Below are 16,663 nucleotides of genomic sequence, written 5' to 3' on the forward strand. Positions count from 1 at the left end.
TATGTATCAAGCTTTCCCTTCATTTTTGTCTTTATCAGATCTTTTCATAACCAGGATGAGAGCGAGGATGCAGCAAAGGAAACCCGCTGCACAGCCTATGATAGAGCTGTAATAATAAAAGCCCACCATCTTCATCCCGATAAAAGGAGCGGAAATTCCCAAAACCGTTAAGAGCATAACTGCTTTTCGTCTGAAAAAATTCATCAGCAAACGGAACAACCCCCCTGCGATTGAACGTTACTGTCAGTATACAGGAAGAGGAGCAGGAAATAAAATGCATTAGAAAATGAAGGCGTCGTGAAAGGCAAACACCGGTAAAACCTGTTACAATGGAAGACAGAACAATGCATTGCAAATGGCAGGGAGGAACAAGAAGTGAATAGAATACAACGCGTCTCTTCATGGCTGAAGGAAGCGGGGCATACTGCCGCATTTATTCATACAAAAGAAAATGTTTTTTACTTAACCGGTTTTTACACAGAGCCGCATGAAAGATTAATGGGGTTATTTATTTTTCAAGAAGAGGAGCCTTTCTTTGTTTGTCCAGGAATGGAAGCAGGACAGGCCCGCAACGCAGGCTGGAATCATGAAATCATTGGCTATGCGGATCACGAAAATCCGTGGGAGCTGATAGAGAAAGCCTTGAAAAAGCGAAATATCAGCATACATACGCTTGCGGTAGAAAAGGATTCAATCTCGCTATCACGTGCAGAACAGCTGAAGCATGCGACGGGCGGGGCTCAATTTGTTTCAGCAGAAGAAACACTCAATCAATTTCGCCTGATTAAAGATGACAATGAGATTCGTTTGCTGAAAGAGGCGGCAAAGCTTGCAGATTACGGTGTTGAAGTTGGCACAGCCGCTTTGCGTGAAGGCATCAGTGAAGTGGAAGTGCTCGCTCAAATTGAGTATGAGCTGAAGAAAAAAGGAATTCAGGGCATGTCTTTCTCTACAATGGTTTTATTCGGAGAAAAATCTGGCCAGCCTCATGGAAATCCTGGTACAGCCACGTTGAAGAAAGGTGATTTTGTTTTATTTGATCTCGGTGTTATTCTTGACGGCTATTGCTCTGATATTACAAGAACGTTTGCATACAAAACCATCAATCCGAAGCAGGAGGCCATTTACGAGACTGTGCTTCAAGCGGAAAAAGCCGCGATTGAGGCAAGCAAACCCGGTGTGAGAATCGGAGATCTGGATTTAACAGCCCGCGGAATCATTGAAAAAGCGGGATACGGTGACTATTTTCCTCACCGGCTTGGGCATGGACTCGGAATTTCTGTCCATGAGTATCCATCCATGAGCCAGGCCAACGATATACTGCTGCAGGAAGGCATGGTCTACACGATCGAACCGGGGATTTATGTGCCTGAAATCGGCGGCGTGCGCATTGAGGATGATGTTCACGTAACAAAGGACGGGGCAGTTGCTCTGACCCAATATCCAAAGGAATTAATCATACTGCCGTAATAAGAAATAAAAAAGGACTTTGTTCTCGACATCGTCCTTTTTTATCTGCATTAAATAAAAAAATCATCAAATGTTCGAAAGGGTTTAATTTCATGTTTTTGGTTGAGAGGTTTTACAGCAAGACAGCTGCCACCGAGAACAGTGAGACATAACCCAATTAAAATGAAGAAACCCATGTGATCTTCTCCTTTCAGCTAAAAATACAAAAAGATATCTGGTACGTCCATATCATATTGTATGAAACGCATTCCAGATCAAGGGGATTTAGAAAGAAGGGAATCTATGGCTAATATTAAAGACATTGCAGAGAAAGCCGGTGTCTCTGTTACAACGGTTTCCCGAGTCATAAACAATCATCCATACGTCAGTGAAGACAAACGAAAAAGAGTGTTTGAGGCAATGGAATCATTGGAGTACACGAGAAATATTCACGCTGTACATTTGTCGAAAGGATTTTCAAACATGATTGGTGTTGTCTTGCCGACGGTTAATCTGCCATATTTTGCAGAGCTGATTGCAGGAATAGCCGACGCAGCCGCGGAATCCGGGGTTCACCTCTCTTTATTCCAAACAAACTATGAGGTACAAAAAGAAATCTTTGCGCTGTCCCAATTAAAGCAGCGCCAGGTTGACGGCCTGATTTTTTGCTCAAAGGCGCTTGCTGATGAGAAACTCATGGAATGGGAGGGCCCGATTTTGCTTTGCCAGAATTCAGATAATGCCCGCTTCCCAACCATCAGTATTCCTCACCAAGAAGCATTTCGGAACGGCTTGGACTATTTAATTGCCAAAGGGCACAAAAAAATAGCCATCTGTTTGGCAAGAAAAAAAGGCATGAACAGCCATTTTCGAATCAAAGCCTACAAAGAGGCATTGGAAGAGATCGGCGAGGTATTTCGTGAAGACTGGGTAATCGAGAAAGCGATTACAATCAATGATGGGAAGGCGCTTTTTCATAAATGGAAAACGTGGAAGGAAAAGCCGACGGCTATTTTTGTTGCCAATGACCAAGTCTCAGCAGGGCTTTTTCTTGAAGCAAAGAACCAGCGGGTGTCAGTGCCGGATGAGCTTGCAATCTTAAGCGTTGATAACCACGAAATCAGCCAAGCGCTTGGAATCACAACGATCGATATTCAGACAAGGGAAATGGGAAAGCAGGCATTTGCTATACTGGAAAAAAGAATTCAAGGACAGCCGATTGAAAGGAAAGTTCTGGATTACCGTCTCATCGAAAGATCGACTGTTTAGTGAATGCATTGAAAAAAGGTTTGACGTGCATTCTGTTCGTTATGTACGATATGAGGTATTGAATGACAAAGGAGCTGAGGATCGTGAATGGGTCCTTCACAGTGAAAAAGGTACTGAATAATAACGTATTAATTGCTTCTCATCATAAATACAGCGAAGTCGTTTTAATCGGAAAAGGTATTGGTTTCGGAAAAAAACAGGATGATGTCATTGAAGATAAAGGCTACGATAAAATGTTCATTTTAAAAGACGAGAAGGAACAAAAGCAGTTTAAAAAGCTCCTTGACTATGTTGATGAAAAGCTCGTTGATATTTCAAACGATGTCATCTATCACATCAGCAATAGGACTAATCACTCATTAAATGAACATATTCACATTGCGTTGACAGACCATATCGCATTTGCGATCAAAAGGCAGCAGCAGGGATTTGATATGAAAAATCCATTTTTAATGGAGACTCAGTCACTATATCCTGAGGAGTACCAAATTGCCAAAGAAGTCATAGATATGATCAATGAAAAAGCGGGAATCTGTCTTCCTGAAGGGGAGATTGGTTTTATCGCTCTGCATATCCATTCAGCGTTGACAAATCGTCCGCTGTCCGAGGTCAATCAGCACTCTCAGCTCATGGCGCAGCTTGTCGAGGTGATTGAAGACTCATTTCAAATGAAAGTAAATAAGGAAAGTGTCAACTATTTGCGGCTGATCAGGCATATCAGATTTACAATAGAAAGAATTAAAAAAGAAGAACCGACTAAAGAACCAGAAAAATTAATGTTGTTATTGAAAAATGAATATCCGCTATGCTACAATACAGCTTGGAAATTGATTAAAATCTTGCAGCAAACATTGAAGAAACCAGTTCATGAGGCGGAAGCGGTTTATCTGACGCTTCATCTGTACCGATTAACCAATAAAATGTCATAAATTCAGTTTATCCTTATAACGTGTTACTGATTCGATCAGGCATGAGTGATTGAGGGAAAAAAACGGGAAGTTCATTCTCGTTCTTTTGCGCACCCAATTTTGCTCATGCCTTTTTGTTGTGTAAAAGGGCAAATGTAAACGGTTAAACTGGAAGACTTACGCCTGTGAATTCGTTGTCATGATTTTTAGCTGTAAGGTCAGACTAGTAAAAAGAGGAGGTCAATTCTTATGTTTAAAGCATTATTCGGCGTTCTTCAAAAAATTGGGCGTGCGCTTATGCTTCCAGTTGCGATCCTTCCGGCTGCGGGTATTTTGCTTGCGATCGGGAATGCGATGCAAAATAAGGACATGATTCAGGTCCTGCATTTCTTGAGCAATGACAATGTTCAGCTTGTAGCAGGTGTGATGGAAAGCGCTGGGCAGATTGTTTTCGATAACCTTCCGCTTCTTTTCGCCGTAGGTGTAGCAATCGGGCTTGCCAATGGTGATGGAGTTGCAGGGATTGCAGCAATTATCGGTTATCTTGTAATGAATGTATCCATGAGTGCGGTTCTTCTTGCAAACGGAACCATTCCTTCGGATTCAGTTGAAAGAGCCAAGTTCTTTACGGAAAACCATCCTGCATATGTAAACATGCTTGGTATACCTACCTTGGCGACAGGGGTGTTCGGCGGTATTATCGTCGGTGTGTTAGCTGCATTATTGTTTAACAGATTTTACACAATTGAACTGCCGCAATACCTTGGTTTCTTTGCGGGTAAACGTTTCGTTCCAATTGTTACGTCAATTTCTGCACTGATTCTGGGTCTTATTATGTTAGTGATCTGGCCTCCGATCCAGCATGGATTGAATGCCTTTTCAACAGGATTAGTGGAAGCGAATCCAACCCTTGCTGCATTTATCTTCGGGGTGATTGAACGTTCGCTTATCCCATTCGGATTGCACCATATTTTCTATTCGCCGTTCTGGTATGAATTCTTCAGCTATAAGAGTGCGGCAGGAGAAATCATCCGCGGGGATCAGCGTATCTTTATGGCGCAGATTAAAGACGGCGTACAGTTAACGGCAGGTACGTTCATGACAGGTAAATATCCATTTATGATGTTCGGTCTGCCTGCTGCGGCGCTTGCCATTTATCATGAAGCAAAACCGCAAAACAAAAAACTTGTTGCAGGTATTATGGGTTCAGCGGCCTTGACATCCTTCTTAACGGGGATCACAGAGCCATTGGAATTTTCTTTCTTATTCGTTGCTCCAGTCCTGTTTGCGATTCACTGTTTGTTTGCGGGACTTTCATTCATGGTCATGCAGCTGTTGAATGTTAAGATTGGTATGACATTCTCCGGCGGTTTAATTGACTATTTCCTATTCGGTATTTTACCGAACCGGACGGCATGGTGGCTTGTCATCCCTGTCGGCTTAGGGTTAGCGTTCATTTACTACTTCGGATTCCGATTTGCCATCCGCAAATTTAATCTGAAAACACCTGGACGCGAGGATGCTGCGGAAGAAACAGCAGCACCTGGGAAAACAGGTGAAGCAGGGGATCTTCCTTATGAGATTCTGCAGGCAATGGGTGACCAGGAAAACATCAAACACCTTGATGCTTGTATCACTCGTCTGCGTGTGACTGTAAACGATCAGAAAAAGGTTGATAAAGACCGTCTGAAACAGCTTGGCGCTTCGGGAGTGCTGGAAGTCGGCAACAACATTCAGGCTATTTTCGGACCGCGTTCTGACGGGTTAAAAACACAAATGCAAGACATTATTGCGGGACGCAAGCCTAGACCTGAACCGAAAACATCTGCTCAAGAGGAAGTAGGCCAGCAGGTTGAGGAAGTGATTGCAGAACCGCTGCAAAATGAAATCGGCGAGGAAGTTTTCGTTTCTCCGATTACCGGGGAAATTCACCCGATTACGGATGTTCCTGACCAAGTCTTCTCAGGGAAAATGATGGGTGACGGTTTTGCGATTCTCCCTTCTGAAGGAATTGTCGTATCACCGGTTCGCGGAAAAATTCTCAATGTGTTCCCGACGAAACATGCGATCGGCCTGCAATCCGACGGCGGAAGAGAAATTTTAATCCACTTTGGTATTGATACCGTCAGCCTGAAGGGCGAAGGATTTACGTCTTTCGTATCAGAAGGAGACCGCGTTGAGCCTGGACAAAAACTTCTTGAAGTTGATCTGGATGCAGTCAAACCGAATGTACCATCTCTCATGACACCGATTGTATTTACAAACCTTGCTGAAGGAGAAACAGTCAGCATTAAAGCAAGCGGTTCAGTCAACAGAGAACAAGAAGATATTGTGAAGATTGAAAAATAAGGGTGTTAGTACGCCGTGCTTGTCAGATGACAAGTACGGTTGTATGATATAATATTGTGAAGTAATAAAGCTTTAAGTTAAAAGGAGAATGATAAAAATGGCACAAAAAACATTTAAAGTAACTGCAGATTCTGGAATCCATGCTCGTCCTGCGACAGTTCTTGTACAAACTGCTAGCAAATACGACGCTGACGTTAATTTAGAATATAACGGCAAAACAGTTAACCTTAAATCTATTATGGGTGTTATGTCTTTAGGTATCGCTAAAGGCGCTGAGATCACAATCTCTGCTTCCGGAGCTGACGAAAACGATGCTCTTAACGCTTTAGAAGAAACAATGAAAAGCGAAGGACTCGGCGAGTAATGCAAGAATTAAAAGGGATTGGCGCTTCAGCCGGCATCGCGATTGCAAAAGCATACCGGCTTGAAGAGCCAGATTTAACGGTTGAAAAGAAAAACATCTCTGATTCTGAAGCGGAAGTAAGCCGTTTTGATGAAGCGATTGCACGTTCAAAAGAAGAGCTCGAAAAAATCAAAGAGCACGCTTTGAAAGAACTGGGTCAGGATAAAGCTGATATTTTTTCTGCTCACCTTTTAGTTCTCAGTGACCCTGAGCTTCTGAACCCTGTGAAAGAAAAAATCAGCACTGATTCAGTGAACGCTGAATTCGCTTTAAAAGAAACGTCTTCTATGTTCGTTACTATGTTTGAATCTATGGATAACGAATATATGAAAGAGCGTGCGGCAGATATCCGCGATGTAACAAAACGCGTAACCGGCCACCTGCTTGGCGTCGAAATTCCAAACCCAAGCATGATCTCAGAAGAGGTTATTATTGTAGCTGAAGACTTAACACCGTCTGACACAGCTCAATTAAACCGTGAGTTCGTAAAAGGATTCACTACTGATATCGGCGGACGCACATCTCACTCTGCCATCATGGCACGTTCTCTTGAGATTCCAGCAGTTGTTGGAACGAAAGCGGCTACAGGCACGATCCAAAACGGCGTGACTGTTATCGTTGACGGTATCAATGGCGATGTCATTATTGACCCATCTGCGGAAACTGTAAAAGAGTATGAAGAAAAACATAATGCTTATTTGGCTCAAAAAGCTGAGTGGGCGAAGCTTGTCAATGAACCGACTGTCTCAAAAGACGGACATCATGTAGAGCTTGCAGCGAACATCGGTACTCCTGATGATGTAAAAGGTGTTCTTGAAAACGGCGGAGAAGCAGTTGGCCTTTACCGTACAGAATTCCTTTACATGGGAAGAGATCAGCTGCCTACAGAAGATGAGCAGTTTGATGCTTACAAAACGGTTCTTGAGCGTATGGAAGGAAAATCAGTTGTCGTGCGGACACTTGATATCGGCGGAGACAAAGAGCTTCCTTACCTGCAGCTTCCTAAAGAAATGAACCCGTTCTTAGGATACAGAGCGATTCGTCTTTGCCTTGAAGAGCAAGAAATCTTCAGAACACAGCTTCGCGCGCTGCTTCGTGCAAGTACATACGGAAACTTGAAAATCATGTTCCCTATGATTGCGACAGTTAACGAATTCAAAGAAGCAAAAGCGATCCTTCTTGAAGAGAAAGAAAAGCTCGTAAAAGCGGGACAGGCTGTATCTGATGATATTGAAGTCGGTATGATGGTTGAAATTCCGTCAACTGCAGTCATCGCTGATCAGTTTGCTAAAGAGGTTGATTTCTTCAGTATCGGAACAAACGATTTGATCCAATACACAATGGCAGCTGACCGTATGAATGAACGTGTATCTTATCTGTATCAACCATACAACCCGGCAATCCTTCGCTTAATTACACTCGTAATTGAAGCAGCACACAAAGAAGGAAAATGGGTTGGCATGTGCGGAGAAATGGCAGGAGACGAGATTGCGATTCCTATCCTTCTCGGCTTAGGCTTAGATGAGTTCTCAATGAGCGCAACGTCTATCCTTCCGGCAAGAACACAAATCAGCAAATTGTCTAAACAAGAAGCTGAGTCATTCAAAGAGAAAATCTTATCTATGAGCACGACAGAAGAAGTTGTCGCGTTCGTAAAAGAAACATTCAAGTAATGTACAAAAACCAGACGGCCTCCGGCCTGTCTGGTTTTTTTCATAAGTAAGGGTATAGAAGGACACAATAACATGGCTAGGAGGGATAGTATGTCAAACCAATTTAACGCAGGAGATACTGTTTATGTGATCTACAGAAATCCGCACGCCGCCAATGTAGCCCACATAAAGGAAGCCGAAATTGTGCACCATCCATACCATGAAGGCGAGCTTTCCCTGTTTATTTATGAAACCTATCATCCGTTCGCAGAGGACGATGCTGTGTTTGCAAGCTATGAAGAAGCTAAATCGCTTTACAAAGAACTTTTTGATATTGATCCGTATGAGTAACAAGGAAATCATTACAACTCATATCCTTTCCGTCTAGTGAGAAAAGTAACGTTAGTAAAGGAAAAGGATGTGGCATCATGCAGAACCCATTTGTTCCGCAGCTTGTATATATAGAACCGAGGGCACTGGAATATCCGCTAGGTCAAGAATTACAAGAAAAATTTGAGAATATGGGCATTGAAATCAGAGAAACAACATCCCACAATCAGGTGCGTAATATTCCTGGGAAAAATCATCTTCAGCAATATCGCAATGCGAAATCAACTTTAGTTATCGGTGTCCGGAAAACATTAAAGTTTGATTCATCCAAACCCTCGGCCGAATATGCCATTCCGTTTGCAACAGGTTGCATGGGGCATTGTCATTACTGCTACCTGCAAACAACCATGGGATCAAAGCCGTATATCAGAACTTATGTAAACGTCGAAGAGATTTTGGATCAGGCAGATAAGTATATGAAGGAGCGCGCACCAGAGTTCACAAGGTTTGAAGCATCATGTACGTCAGACATTGTAGGAATTGATCATCTGACACACACGCTGAAGCGCGCCATTGAACATTTTGGCCAAAGTGATCTCGGAAAGCTCCGATTTGTAACGAAATTTCATCATGTCGATCACCTATTAGACGCAAAGCATAACGGGAAAACGAGATTCAGATTCAGTATTAATGCCGACTATGTGATTAAAAACTTTGAGCCGGGAACTTCACCTCTTGATAAGCGGATAGAAGCGGCAGTAAAAGTTGCAAAAGCAGGCTACCCGCTAGGCTTTATTGTTGCTCCGATTTATATTCATGAAGGCTGGGAAGAAGGATACAGACATCTGTTTGAAAAGCTTGATGCTGCTTTGCCGCAGGACGTTAGACATGACATAACGTTTGAATTAATTCAACACCGTTTTACAAAACCGGCCAAACGAGTGATAGAGAAAAATTATCCGAAGACGAAGCTCGAATTAGATGAAGAAAAGCGCCGTTATAAATGGGGCCGTTACGGGATCGGAAAATATATTTATCAGAAAGATGAAGAGCATGCACTTCGAGAAGCACTTGAATCCTATATTGATACCTTTTTCCCTAACGCGAAAATTGAATATTTCACTTAAACGGGCTGTTGTGATCAACAGCTCTCTTTTTATAAAAAGGATTTTTCCATTCCATCAAAACGCCGTAATTCAATGATTCTTTATCCTCTATATAATTGCTGACTACACGAATAGGTGAACGACCGCAACGGAGGAGAAAGGACAGCACAGGGTCGTTTATCCTGCCTTCCATCACATCTTCAACGTACTGAACAGCGCTGATCTCGTGTGCGTATTTATGATATAAAGGAATGCGGCCGCCGCCGAGAAGGCGCTCCAGTCTCTTATCAATAGTCAGCTCATACATCGTATTCATCAGCCATTTTCCGATTCCAAGCTTTCGATAATGAGGAGAAACAGAAATATCCACTACATATAAAGTATTTCCTTGAGGTTCATGGTTTTTAATCGATCCGTTGTCTGTTGCTTGTGCCCATGTATGATCAGGAGATTCAGGCTCAAATTGTACAATAAGAGCAGTCATGGAACCGACAATTCTGCCATTGATAAACGCGCATAATGCGCCTTCCGGAAAGGATTTGATATGGCTGTCAAGCTGGTCCTCTGACCACAGCAATTCCTGGGGAAACGGAGGAGGGAAACATTCTTTTTGAAGAGAAATCAGCCTCTCGATGTCAGTCTCAGTGTAGTTTCTGATGGTCAGAGCCTCAAATTTTCTGCCGTTGTGCACATACATTTGTTTTAGTATGATCATCACTCTCCTTATGTTGTTTCATTATAAAAAAGATTGAATTTTCAGTAAATATATTCCGATTTTCTTATAATTTATTTTTTGATTATTCATTTTTCAAACGAAAGGGCCGATATAGAAATTAGGAGGGGATTGGTTTGTTTAAAAAACTTCACATGAAGATTGCTGTTTTTGTTTCGATTATGTTAATTCTCACAGTTGTTCTTTTAATGCTGTCTTCTTATTTGACGCTAAAACCGATGATTACAGAGGATGGGAAAAATACAACTCAAAACGTGACGCAGTCACTTGAACAAAATATTGAATTGCAATTAAAGAGTTATGCCATTTCGTTATCAAGATTGGCTAATGGGGAATTAACGCATACATTTGTAACGAAACCAAGTAAAGAAGCTGCTCGGCTGTTTCACGATGACATTAAGCAAATCAAAGATAACGATGATTATGTTGCGATGGCTTACATAGGCACCGCAAAAAAAGAAATGTTTACATATCCAAAAGCGGATTTCGCTGAGGATTATGATCCAACATCAAGACCGTGGTATAAGCTTGCAGCTGAAACCCCGGATCAAGTTGTTTGGACGGAACCTTATAAAGATGTCGTGACTGGAGATATGATTGTTACTGCATCGAAAGCAATCTTAGACGGGCAAAAAGTGATAGGGGTTGCCAGCTATGACTTGAAACTCTCTGCTATCCAGAGTATGGTCAATAAACAAAAGGTGCCTTACAATGGATTTGCCTTTTTAGCTGATGAGAGCGGCAATCTTTTAGCCCATCCGTCAAATCAAGGAAAAAATATATCAAAGGATCAAACACTGCAAACCATCGCATCCGAGAAACAAGGGATACAAGATGTGAATGGGAAAATGGTTGTGTACCAAACGATTGGCGAAACGGGCTGGAAGGTCGGAACGCAATTTGATACCGATCAATTAATGTGGATTTCAGATAAAATGAATCGGGCAAATCTTTGGATATCATTGATTGCGCTTATCATAACAATTATTCTCAGCTACCTCCTGGCCAAAACGATAACCGGTCCGATACAGCAGCTGATCGCAAAAACGAAAGCTGTTTCCGCAGGCGATTTAACAGTGCGCGCGGAATCAAAATCCAAGGATGAAGTCGGTATTTTAACAAGAGACTTCAATCTGATGGTTGAAAATATGAAGGAGATGGTTGAGCAAGTGAGACTCTCTTCAGGGAAAGTATCTGACACCTCTGAACAATTAACGGCTGTCTCTGCCGAAACAAATGAAACAAGCGGACAAATTGCAAAAGCGATTGAAGAAGTAGCCGCAGGGGCATCGGAACAGGCTTCTGAAGTTGAAACCATTAATGAAAAATCGGAAAGCCTGTCAACGAAAATCAGGCAAATCGCTGAGGAGGCAGGCGGAATTAAAGAACGCTCAAAATCGTCCGAGGATGCAAGCTATAAAGGACTTGACGCGCTCGGCCAGCTGCTGATGAAATCAAACGAAGCCAATATGGAAACGAAAAAGGTTGAAACGATGCTGCTGGATTTGGAAAATCAAACTAAGAATATTGAAGAAGTCGTTACAGCGATTTCAAACATATCTGATCAAACCAACTTGCTTGCCTTAAATGCCAGTATTGAGGCAGCCAGAGCCGGAGAAAGCGGGCGCGGTTTTGCCGTCGTAGCCGATGAAGTGCGGAAGTTAGCTGAGCAATCAGCCCTTTCTACAAAGCATATCAGCGAGACTGTGAAGCTTATCCAGCTTGAGACAAAAGAGGCCTCTCACGCGATGGTTGAGGCAAGCAGAATGAATGATGAACAAAACAGTGCAATTCACGAAACTGGAGAGGTATTAAATACGATAACTGCAGAAATGCAGTCACTGGTACAAGGTATTGATCACATTTACGCGGAAATTCAAAGAATGAGTGAAGAACAGCTTGCGATTTCTGAAGCTATTCAAAGCATTTCAGCCATATCACAGGAATCAGCTGCCGCAGCAGAGGAAGTGAACGCATCAACCGATGAACAGCTAGTCACCCTTGATAAAGTCAAACACTCAACGGAAACACTAAAACATGCAAGCCAAGAGCTTATGAACACAATTGCAAAATTCACATTGTAATCCAATTACATCCCCAAACATCATTTGTTTTGGGGATTTTTTATTTTATAAGATGAATAGATATGGTAGTCTAAAAAATGAAGGAAAAATGATAAATTTTAACTAAAATCAAAACGAAACATCTGGGAGGAATGACCTTGAAAAAAACAATTGGTTTTATCGGTCTTGGAGTGATGGGAAATAGCATGGCATCACATATTCTGAATGACGGCCACCCTGTTTTGGTGTACACCCGGACAAAAGAAAAAGCAGAAAGCATACTTCAAAAAGGCGCGATCTGGAAAGATACGGTCAAAGATCTTTCGAACGAAGCGGATGTTATCATCACAATGGTCGGCTATCCCAGTGATGTTGAAGAAGTGTATTTCGGAAGCAATGGAATTATTGAAAACGCAAAAGAAGGCGCATATCTTATTGATATGACGACATCTAAGCCTTCGCTTGCGAAGAAGATTGCTGAAGCGTCCAAAGAAAAAGCATTGTTCGCTTTAGACGCTCCTGTTTCCGGTGGAGACGTCGGTGCACAAAACGGAACACTCGCGATTATGGTCGGTGGAGAAAAAGAAGCTTTTGAAGCCTGCATGCCGATTTTCTCTTTAATGGGAGAGAACATTCAGTATCAAGGACCGGCTGGAAGCGGACAGCATACCAAGATGTGCAATCAGATTGCAATTGCAGCCGGTATGATCGGTGTTGCTGAAGCGATGGCTTATGCCCAAAAATCAGGCCTAGAGCCGGAAAATGTTCTGAAAAGCATCACAACGGGCGCAGCCGGAAGCTGGTCATTGTCAAATCTTGCTCCCCGTATGCTGCAAGGCAACTTTGAACCGGGATTTTATGTGAAGCATTTTATTAAGGATATGGGAATTGCACTAGAGGAAGCAGAATTAATGGGGGAAGAAATGCCAGGCTTGTCGCTCGCAAAATCCTTATATGACAAGCTCGCTGCACAAGGTGAAGAAAACAGCGGTACACAGAGTATCTATAAGCTCTGGGTGAAATAAAAAAAGATTGCCTGTACGAAACAGGCAATCTTTTTTTATTATTTTCCGATGAATTGTTGTGTCCAGATGCTTCCAGACTCAACGTAGCCAACACCGATGTGAGTAAAGTTAGGGTTTAGAATGTTTTTTCTGTGTCCTTCACTGTTCATCCAAGCTTTTACTACTTCTTCAGGTGTCTTTTGGCCCTTAGCAATGTTTTCACCTGCTGTTTTGTAGCTGATTCCGAAAGATTTCATCATATCAAACGGTGAGCCGTAAGTTGGGCTTTGGTGATCAAAGTAGTTTTTGTCTTTCATATCCTGAGATTTTGCGCGTGCGGATTTGCTTAACGTTTCATCAATTTGAAGCGGTTTTAAGCCTTGTTTTTGTCTTTCTGCATTTGTAAGCTCAACAACTTTTTTCTCATATGCACTTACAGATGAAGGTGCAGATGTTGTTGTGTTTGTTTTTTCAGCAGTTGCGGGTGCTTTAGAAGCAGTGTTTTGATCAGCAGCTGCTTTTTCAGTAGTCTTTTGTGCAGGTTTTGCCGTTTCTGTCTTTTGAACATCCTGAACTTTCACGTTAGATTGCTTCGCATGTTTTTGAAGAAGCTGTTTAATCTCTTTTTCGTTTGCAGCGTTTAACGTTTTGACATTTGTGTTAATATGCAGTTTTTTCACTGCATCGTTAAGTGACATGTTTTGTACTGTGTTCCCCGTTTTTACTGTAACCACAGGCTGGCAGGAGAGTTCTTTCGCTGATGCTTGCTGTACGCCCCCGAATGTGAATAATCCAACCGCAGCGGCAGCAGATAAAATAAATGCTTTCTTCATTAGTTCGTAACCTCCTAGAGTTGTTTGTTTCTACAGAAAAATCATAACATAGCTTTTTTGTCATAAAGATTCCAGCACTTTCCTTTGACAAATAGAGATTGTCATTTTCGTAAAGTAAATCCGTTGAATCACTAAGAATAAGGGAATCATCGGTATATATGATTTTATCGTACCGTTACATAGCTTCCTTTTTTTTGAACCGTTAGTTATATTTTAATGTGTTTTTATATTGACAGCTTTTTTTACTCCTTTTCGCTGTAACAACTATTACAAAGGTGTTACAATTAATCTCAGTATATGTAAATATATTGAATGATTTGAGAGGGGTAACCAGAAGTGACTGAAATAGGACGTGAACCAAAGAAAAAGAGCAAAGGAAACAGAGCAATCAGAATGAATCTTTTTTTCCTAGCTGTCTTTGTTCTATTCACTGCATTAATTTTTAAGCTCGGGGTTGTTCAAATTGTTGAAGGCGAACAGCATGAAGAAGACGCTGAGAAATCAAATGCAAAAACAGCTTACTATCCTGCGCCTCGCGGGAAGATGTACGACAGAAACCAGAAAGTTGCTGTCGACAACCAGAGCGTTCCAGAAATTGTGTATGTATCAACATCTAGCACAAAAACAGAAGATAAAATCAAAACAGCGAAGCGGCTTGCTTCTTTCATTCATATTGATACCGAATTTTTGAAGGAAAGGGATCTTCGTGATTACTGGATCGCAGCTCATCCGAAAAAAGCCGCCGCTCTGCTTAAGGAATCAGAAAGCAATCTGAAAGGAGACCAGGCATACAAGCTTCAAATAGAGCGTGTTCCGGATCAAGAATTAAAGGCTATTCAGCAAGATGACGAAGAAATGGAAACTGCTGCGATATATACAAGGTTTTCAAGCGGAAATGCTTACGAACCTCAAATCGTAAAGGCAATGAATCCAAATAAGAGCAATAGCAATGGAAAAAACGGAGCGCTGCTTGATGAGAAGAAAAACTCCTCGCAAAGACCAAAAAATGACTTAACATATGATGAAATTTCCATTGTTTCTGAGCATTTAGAAGAACTTCCGGGAATCGATATCGTAAACGATTGGACACGAAAATATCCTTATGACAAAACCCTTTATTCTGTTTTCGGGGGCGTCACGACACCTGATCAGGGCCTGCTGAGCGACCGGAAAGATTTCTACTTAACAAGAGGCTATGCGAATAATGACAGGGTGGGAAAAAGTTATTTAGAGTATCAATATGAAGAATATTTAAATTCGCATAAAGAAAAAGTGGAATACGTAGAAGATAATAAAGGAAATGTCGTCAGCCAAAAAACCATTGATAAAGGCAGCAGGGGATACGATCTTCAGCTTTCTTTTGACATGGAGCTTCAGGCAAAGGTAGAAAAGATCATTGAAGAAGAAGTAAGAAACAGCCGTGCACGCGGAAATTACATGCTTGACAGAGCCTTTGTCGTGATGATGGACCCGAATAACGGCGATATTTTATCGATGGCAGGGAAAAAGATAGATTTAAAAACCAACAAAATTGAAGATTATGCGATAGGGGCATTTACCACCCAATATGAAATGGGATCAGCAGTAAAGGGGGCCACCGTGCTAGCCGGCTATCAGGACGGGATCCCGCATTATAAATATTTTGTTGACATGCCACTGTATTTTGCAGGAAACGGTAATAAGCCTAAGAAGTCGTATATGAATATGGGAACTATTAATGAATTAACGGCATTGCAAAAAAGCTCAAACGTATACATGTTTAATGTCGCCATGCACATTGCCGGTGTCACATACAAGCCGCATGGACCTCTTCCTGCTGACCAGAAGGATTTAAACAAAATGAGAAATTACTACAGCCAATTTGGCCTGGGAGTAAAGACAGGTATTGATCTTCCGCAGGAATCAGCCGGAATGCAAACTACACCTGATGCGGTAGGGGGGTTAATTTTAGACTTGGCCATTGGACAATACGATACATATACACCGCTTCAAATGGCACAGTACATCTCATCAATTGCCAATGGGGGCTACCGTGTGCAGCCAAGAATTGTTACAAGTATCCATGAGCCCAGCAAAAAAGAAGGCCTTGGGAAGACCATTGAACAAAGAAAGCCAAACATTCTCAATAAAATTAATAACTCAGAAAGTGACATTCAGCAGGTGAAGACTGGAATGAAGCTAGTTACCACTTCGGGAACAGCTAGAAATACGTTTGCAGAGGATGTTTCCGGAAAAACTGGAACTGCTCAAACATTTTATTACGGAACAAATCGTAATTGGTGGGGAAAAAGCACGTACAATCTAACATTTGTCGGCTATTATCCATCAAAAAATCCAAAAGTGGCATTCAGTGTTGTTGTCCCTTCTGTAGCGAACGACCACGACCCGATCAACAAACTCATTGCCAAAAGAGCTATCCACGCCTACGCAGAGCTCGAAAAAAAACACAGTAAAAAATAAAAAACAGGGTGCACAACTAAAAGATTGTGTGCCCTTTCTTTTATTCAAAAATTGACGTTCACCATAAGAATAGAAGGAGAATACTCATTTTCTAGCGAATCATA

General features: G+C 41.8%; 14 protein-coding genes. 11 read left to right on the forward strand and 3 right to left on the reverse strand.

All coding sequences use genetic code 11. The features are described from left to right. Nucleotides 1-6: 6 nt before the first annotated feature. Complete coding sequence (locus tag AC0OMU_RS04125; RefSeq protein WP_014476643.1) at nt 7-210, reverse strand: hypothetical protein; 204 nt, start codon at nt 208-210, stop codon at nt 7-9. Between the two features lie 165 nt (nt 211-375). Here AC0OMU_RS04125 and papB point away from each other — a divergent pair, with 165 nt between their 5' ends. From papB to splB, 8 genes are all read left to right on the forward strand, one after another. Then, nucleotides 376-1,470 (forward strand): di/tri-peptidase, encoded by a 1,095-nt coding sequence (gene papB / locus AC0OMU_RS04130; protein WP_327844343.1) that lies wholly within the window; start codon nt 376-378, stop codon nt 1,468-1,470. A 282-nt stretch (nt 1,471-1,752) separates the two neighbouring features. Continuing rightward, nucleotides 1,753-2,718, forward strand: a complete 966-nt coding sequence (locus AC0OMU_RS04135) for a LacI family DNA-binding transcriptional regulator (RefSeq protein WP_041344834.1) — start codon at nt 1,753-1,755, stop codon at nt 2,716-2,718. Nucleotides 2,719-2,780: 62 nt separating this feature from the next. Continuing rightward, nucleotides 2,781-3,647, forward strand: a complete 867-nt coding sequence (glcT, locus tag AC0OMU_RS04140; protein ID WP_015383525.1) for a glucose PTS transporter transcription antiterminator GlcT — start codon at nt 2,781-2,783, stop codon at nt 3,645-3,647. A gap of 228 nt (nt 3,648-3,875) precedes the next feature. Continuing rightward, nucleotides 3,876-5,975, forward strand: coding sequence for a PTS glucose transporter subunit IIABC (gene ptsG, locus AC0OMU_RS04145; RefSeq protein ID WP_474240928.1), 2,100 nt, complete (start codon nt 3,876-3,878; stop codon nt 5,973-5,975). 97 nt (nt 5,976-6,072) lie between these two features. Further along, nucleotides 6,073-6,339 (forward strand): phosphocarrier protein HPr, encoded by a 267-nt coding sequence (locus tag AC0OMU_RS04150; RefSeq protein WP_003154654.1) that lies wholly within the window; start codon nt 6,073-6,075, stop codon nt 6,337-6,339. Continuing rightward, nucleotides 6,339-8,051 (forward strand): phosphoenolpyruvate--protein phosphotransferase, encoded by a 1,713-nt coding sequence (gene ptsP, locus AC0OMU_RS04155; protein WP_003218638.1) that lies wholly within the window; start codon nt 6,339-6,341, stop codon nt 8,049-8,051. Before AC0OMU_RS04150 ends, ptsP begins: the two co-directional genes overlap by 1 nt. Before the next feature lie 90 nt (nt 8,052-8,141). Further along, entirely contained in the window at nt 8,142-8,381 is a 240-nt protein-coding gene (gene splA, locus AC0OMU_RS04160; RefSeq protein ID WP_003218644.1) for a splAB operon transcriptional regulator SplA, read from the forward strand. Between the two features lie 77 nt (nt 8,382-8,458). Beyond that, the gene (gene splB / locus AC0OMU_RS04165; protein ID WP_003232425.1) at nt 8,459-9,487 is read left to right on the forward strand and encodes a spore photoproduct lyase; all 1,029 of its coding nucleotides are present in this window, start codon (nt 8,459-8,461) and stop codon (nt 9,485-9,487) included. Here the strand turns inward: splB and AC0OMU_RS04170 are convergent. Further along, nucleotides 9,480-10,181: a GNAT family N-acetyltransferase gene (locus AC0OMU_RS04170; RefSeq protein ID WP_474241184.1), complete on the reverse strand. Its 702-nt coding sequence runs from the start codon at nt 10,179-10,181 to the stop codon at nt 9,480-9,482. The genes splB and AC0OMU_RS04170 overlap by 8 nt on opposite strands. A gap of 134 nt (nt 10,182-10,315) precedes the next feature. Here AC0OMU_RS04170 and mcpC point away from each other — a divergent pair, with 134 nt between their 5' ends. Together mcpC and AC0OMU_RS04180 are read left to right on the forward strand one after the other, a co-directional pair. Then, nucleotides 10,316-12,283, forward strand: a complete 1,968-nt coding sequence (mcpC, locus tag AC0OMU_RS04175; protein WP_474240929.1) for a methyl-accepting chemotaxis protein McpC — start codon at nt 10,316-10,318, stop codon at nt 12,281-12,283. Nucleotides 12,284-12,420: 137 nt separating this feature from the next. Next, the gene (locus AC0OMU_RS04180; RefSeq protein ID WP_047182541.1) at nt 12,421-13,287 is read left to right on the forward strand and encodes an NAD(P)-dependent oxidoreductase; all 867 of its coding nucleotides are present in this window, start codon (nt 12,421-12,423) and stop codon (nt 13,285-13,287) included. A gap of 38 nt (nt 13,288-13,325) precedes the next feature. Here AC0OMU_RS04180 and AC0OMU_RS04185 read toward each other — a convergent pair whose 3' ends face one another. Further along, on the reverse strand, nt 13,326-14,099 hold the full coding sequence (locus AC0OMU_RS04185; RefSeq protein ID WP_015383529.1) for a CAP domain-containing protein: 774 nt from the start codon (nt 14,097-14,099) through the stop codon (nt 13,326-13,328). 336 nt (nt 14,100-14,435) lie between these two features. On the opposite strand from AC0OMU_RS04185, the gene AC0OMU_RS04190 reads away from it, so the two are divergent. Beyond that, entirely contained in the window at nt 14,436-16,559 is a 2,124-nt protein-coding gene (locus AC0OMU_RS04190) for a peptidoglycan D,D-transpeptidase FtsI family protein (RefSeq protein WP_043857405.1), read from the forward strand. The last annotated feature ends 104 nt before the right edge of the window (nt 16,560-16,663 follow it).

It is taken from the genome of Bacillus sp. FAU18 (genome assembly GCF_056033885.1).

Coding starts and splice junctions, on each gene's coding strand:
- ptsP (WP_003218638.1), top strand. CDS start 6,339: ATGCAAGAATTAAAAGGGATTGGCGCTTCAGCCGGCATCGCGATTGCA.
- splB (WP_003232425.1), top strand. CDS start 8,459: ATGCAGAACCCATTTGTTCCGCAGCTTGTATATATAGAACCGAGGGCA.
- glcT (WP_015383525.1), top strand. CDS start 2,781: ATGACAAAGGAGCTGAGGATCGTGAATGGGTCCTTCACAGTGAAAAAG.
- AC0OMU_RS04185 (WP_015383529.1), bottom strand. CDS start 14,099: ATGAAGAAAGCATTTATTTTATCTGCTGCCGCTGCGGTTGGATTATTC.
- AC0OMU_RS04135 (WP_041344834.1), top strand. CDS start 1,753: ATGGCTAATATTAAAGACATTGCAGAGAAAGCCGGTGTCTCTGTTACA.
- ptsG (WP_474240928.1), top strand. CDS start 3,876: ATGTTTAAAGCATTATTCGGCGTTCTTCAAAAAATTGGGCGTGCGCTT.
- AC0OMU_RS04150 (WP_003154654.1), top strand. CDS start 6,073: ATGGCACAAAAAACATTTAAAGTAACTGCAGATTCTGGAATCCATGCT.
- splA (WP_003218644.1), top strand. CDS start 8,142: ATGTCAAACCAATTTAACGCAGGAGATACTGTTTATGTGATCTACAGA.
- AC0OMU_RS04170 (WP_474241184.1), bottom strand. CDS start 10,181: ATGATCATACTAAAACAAATGTATGTGCACAACGGCAGAAAATTTGAG.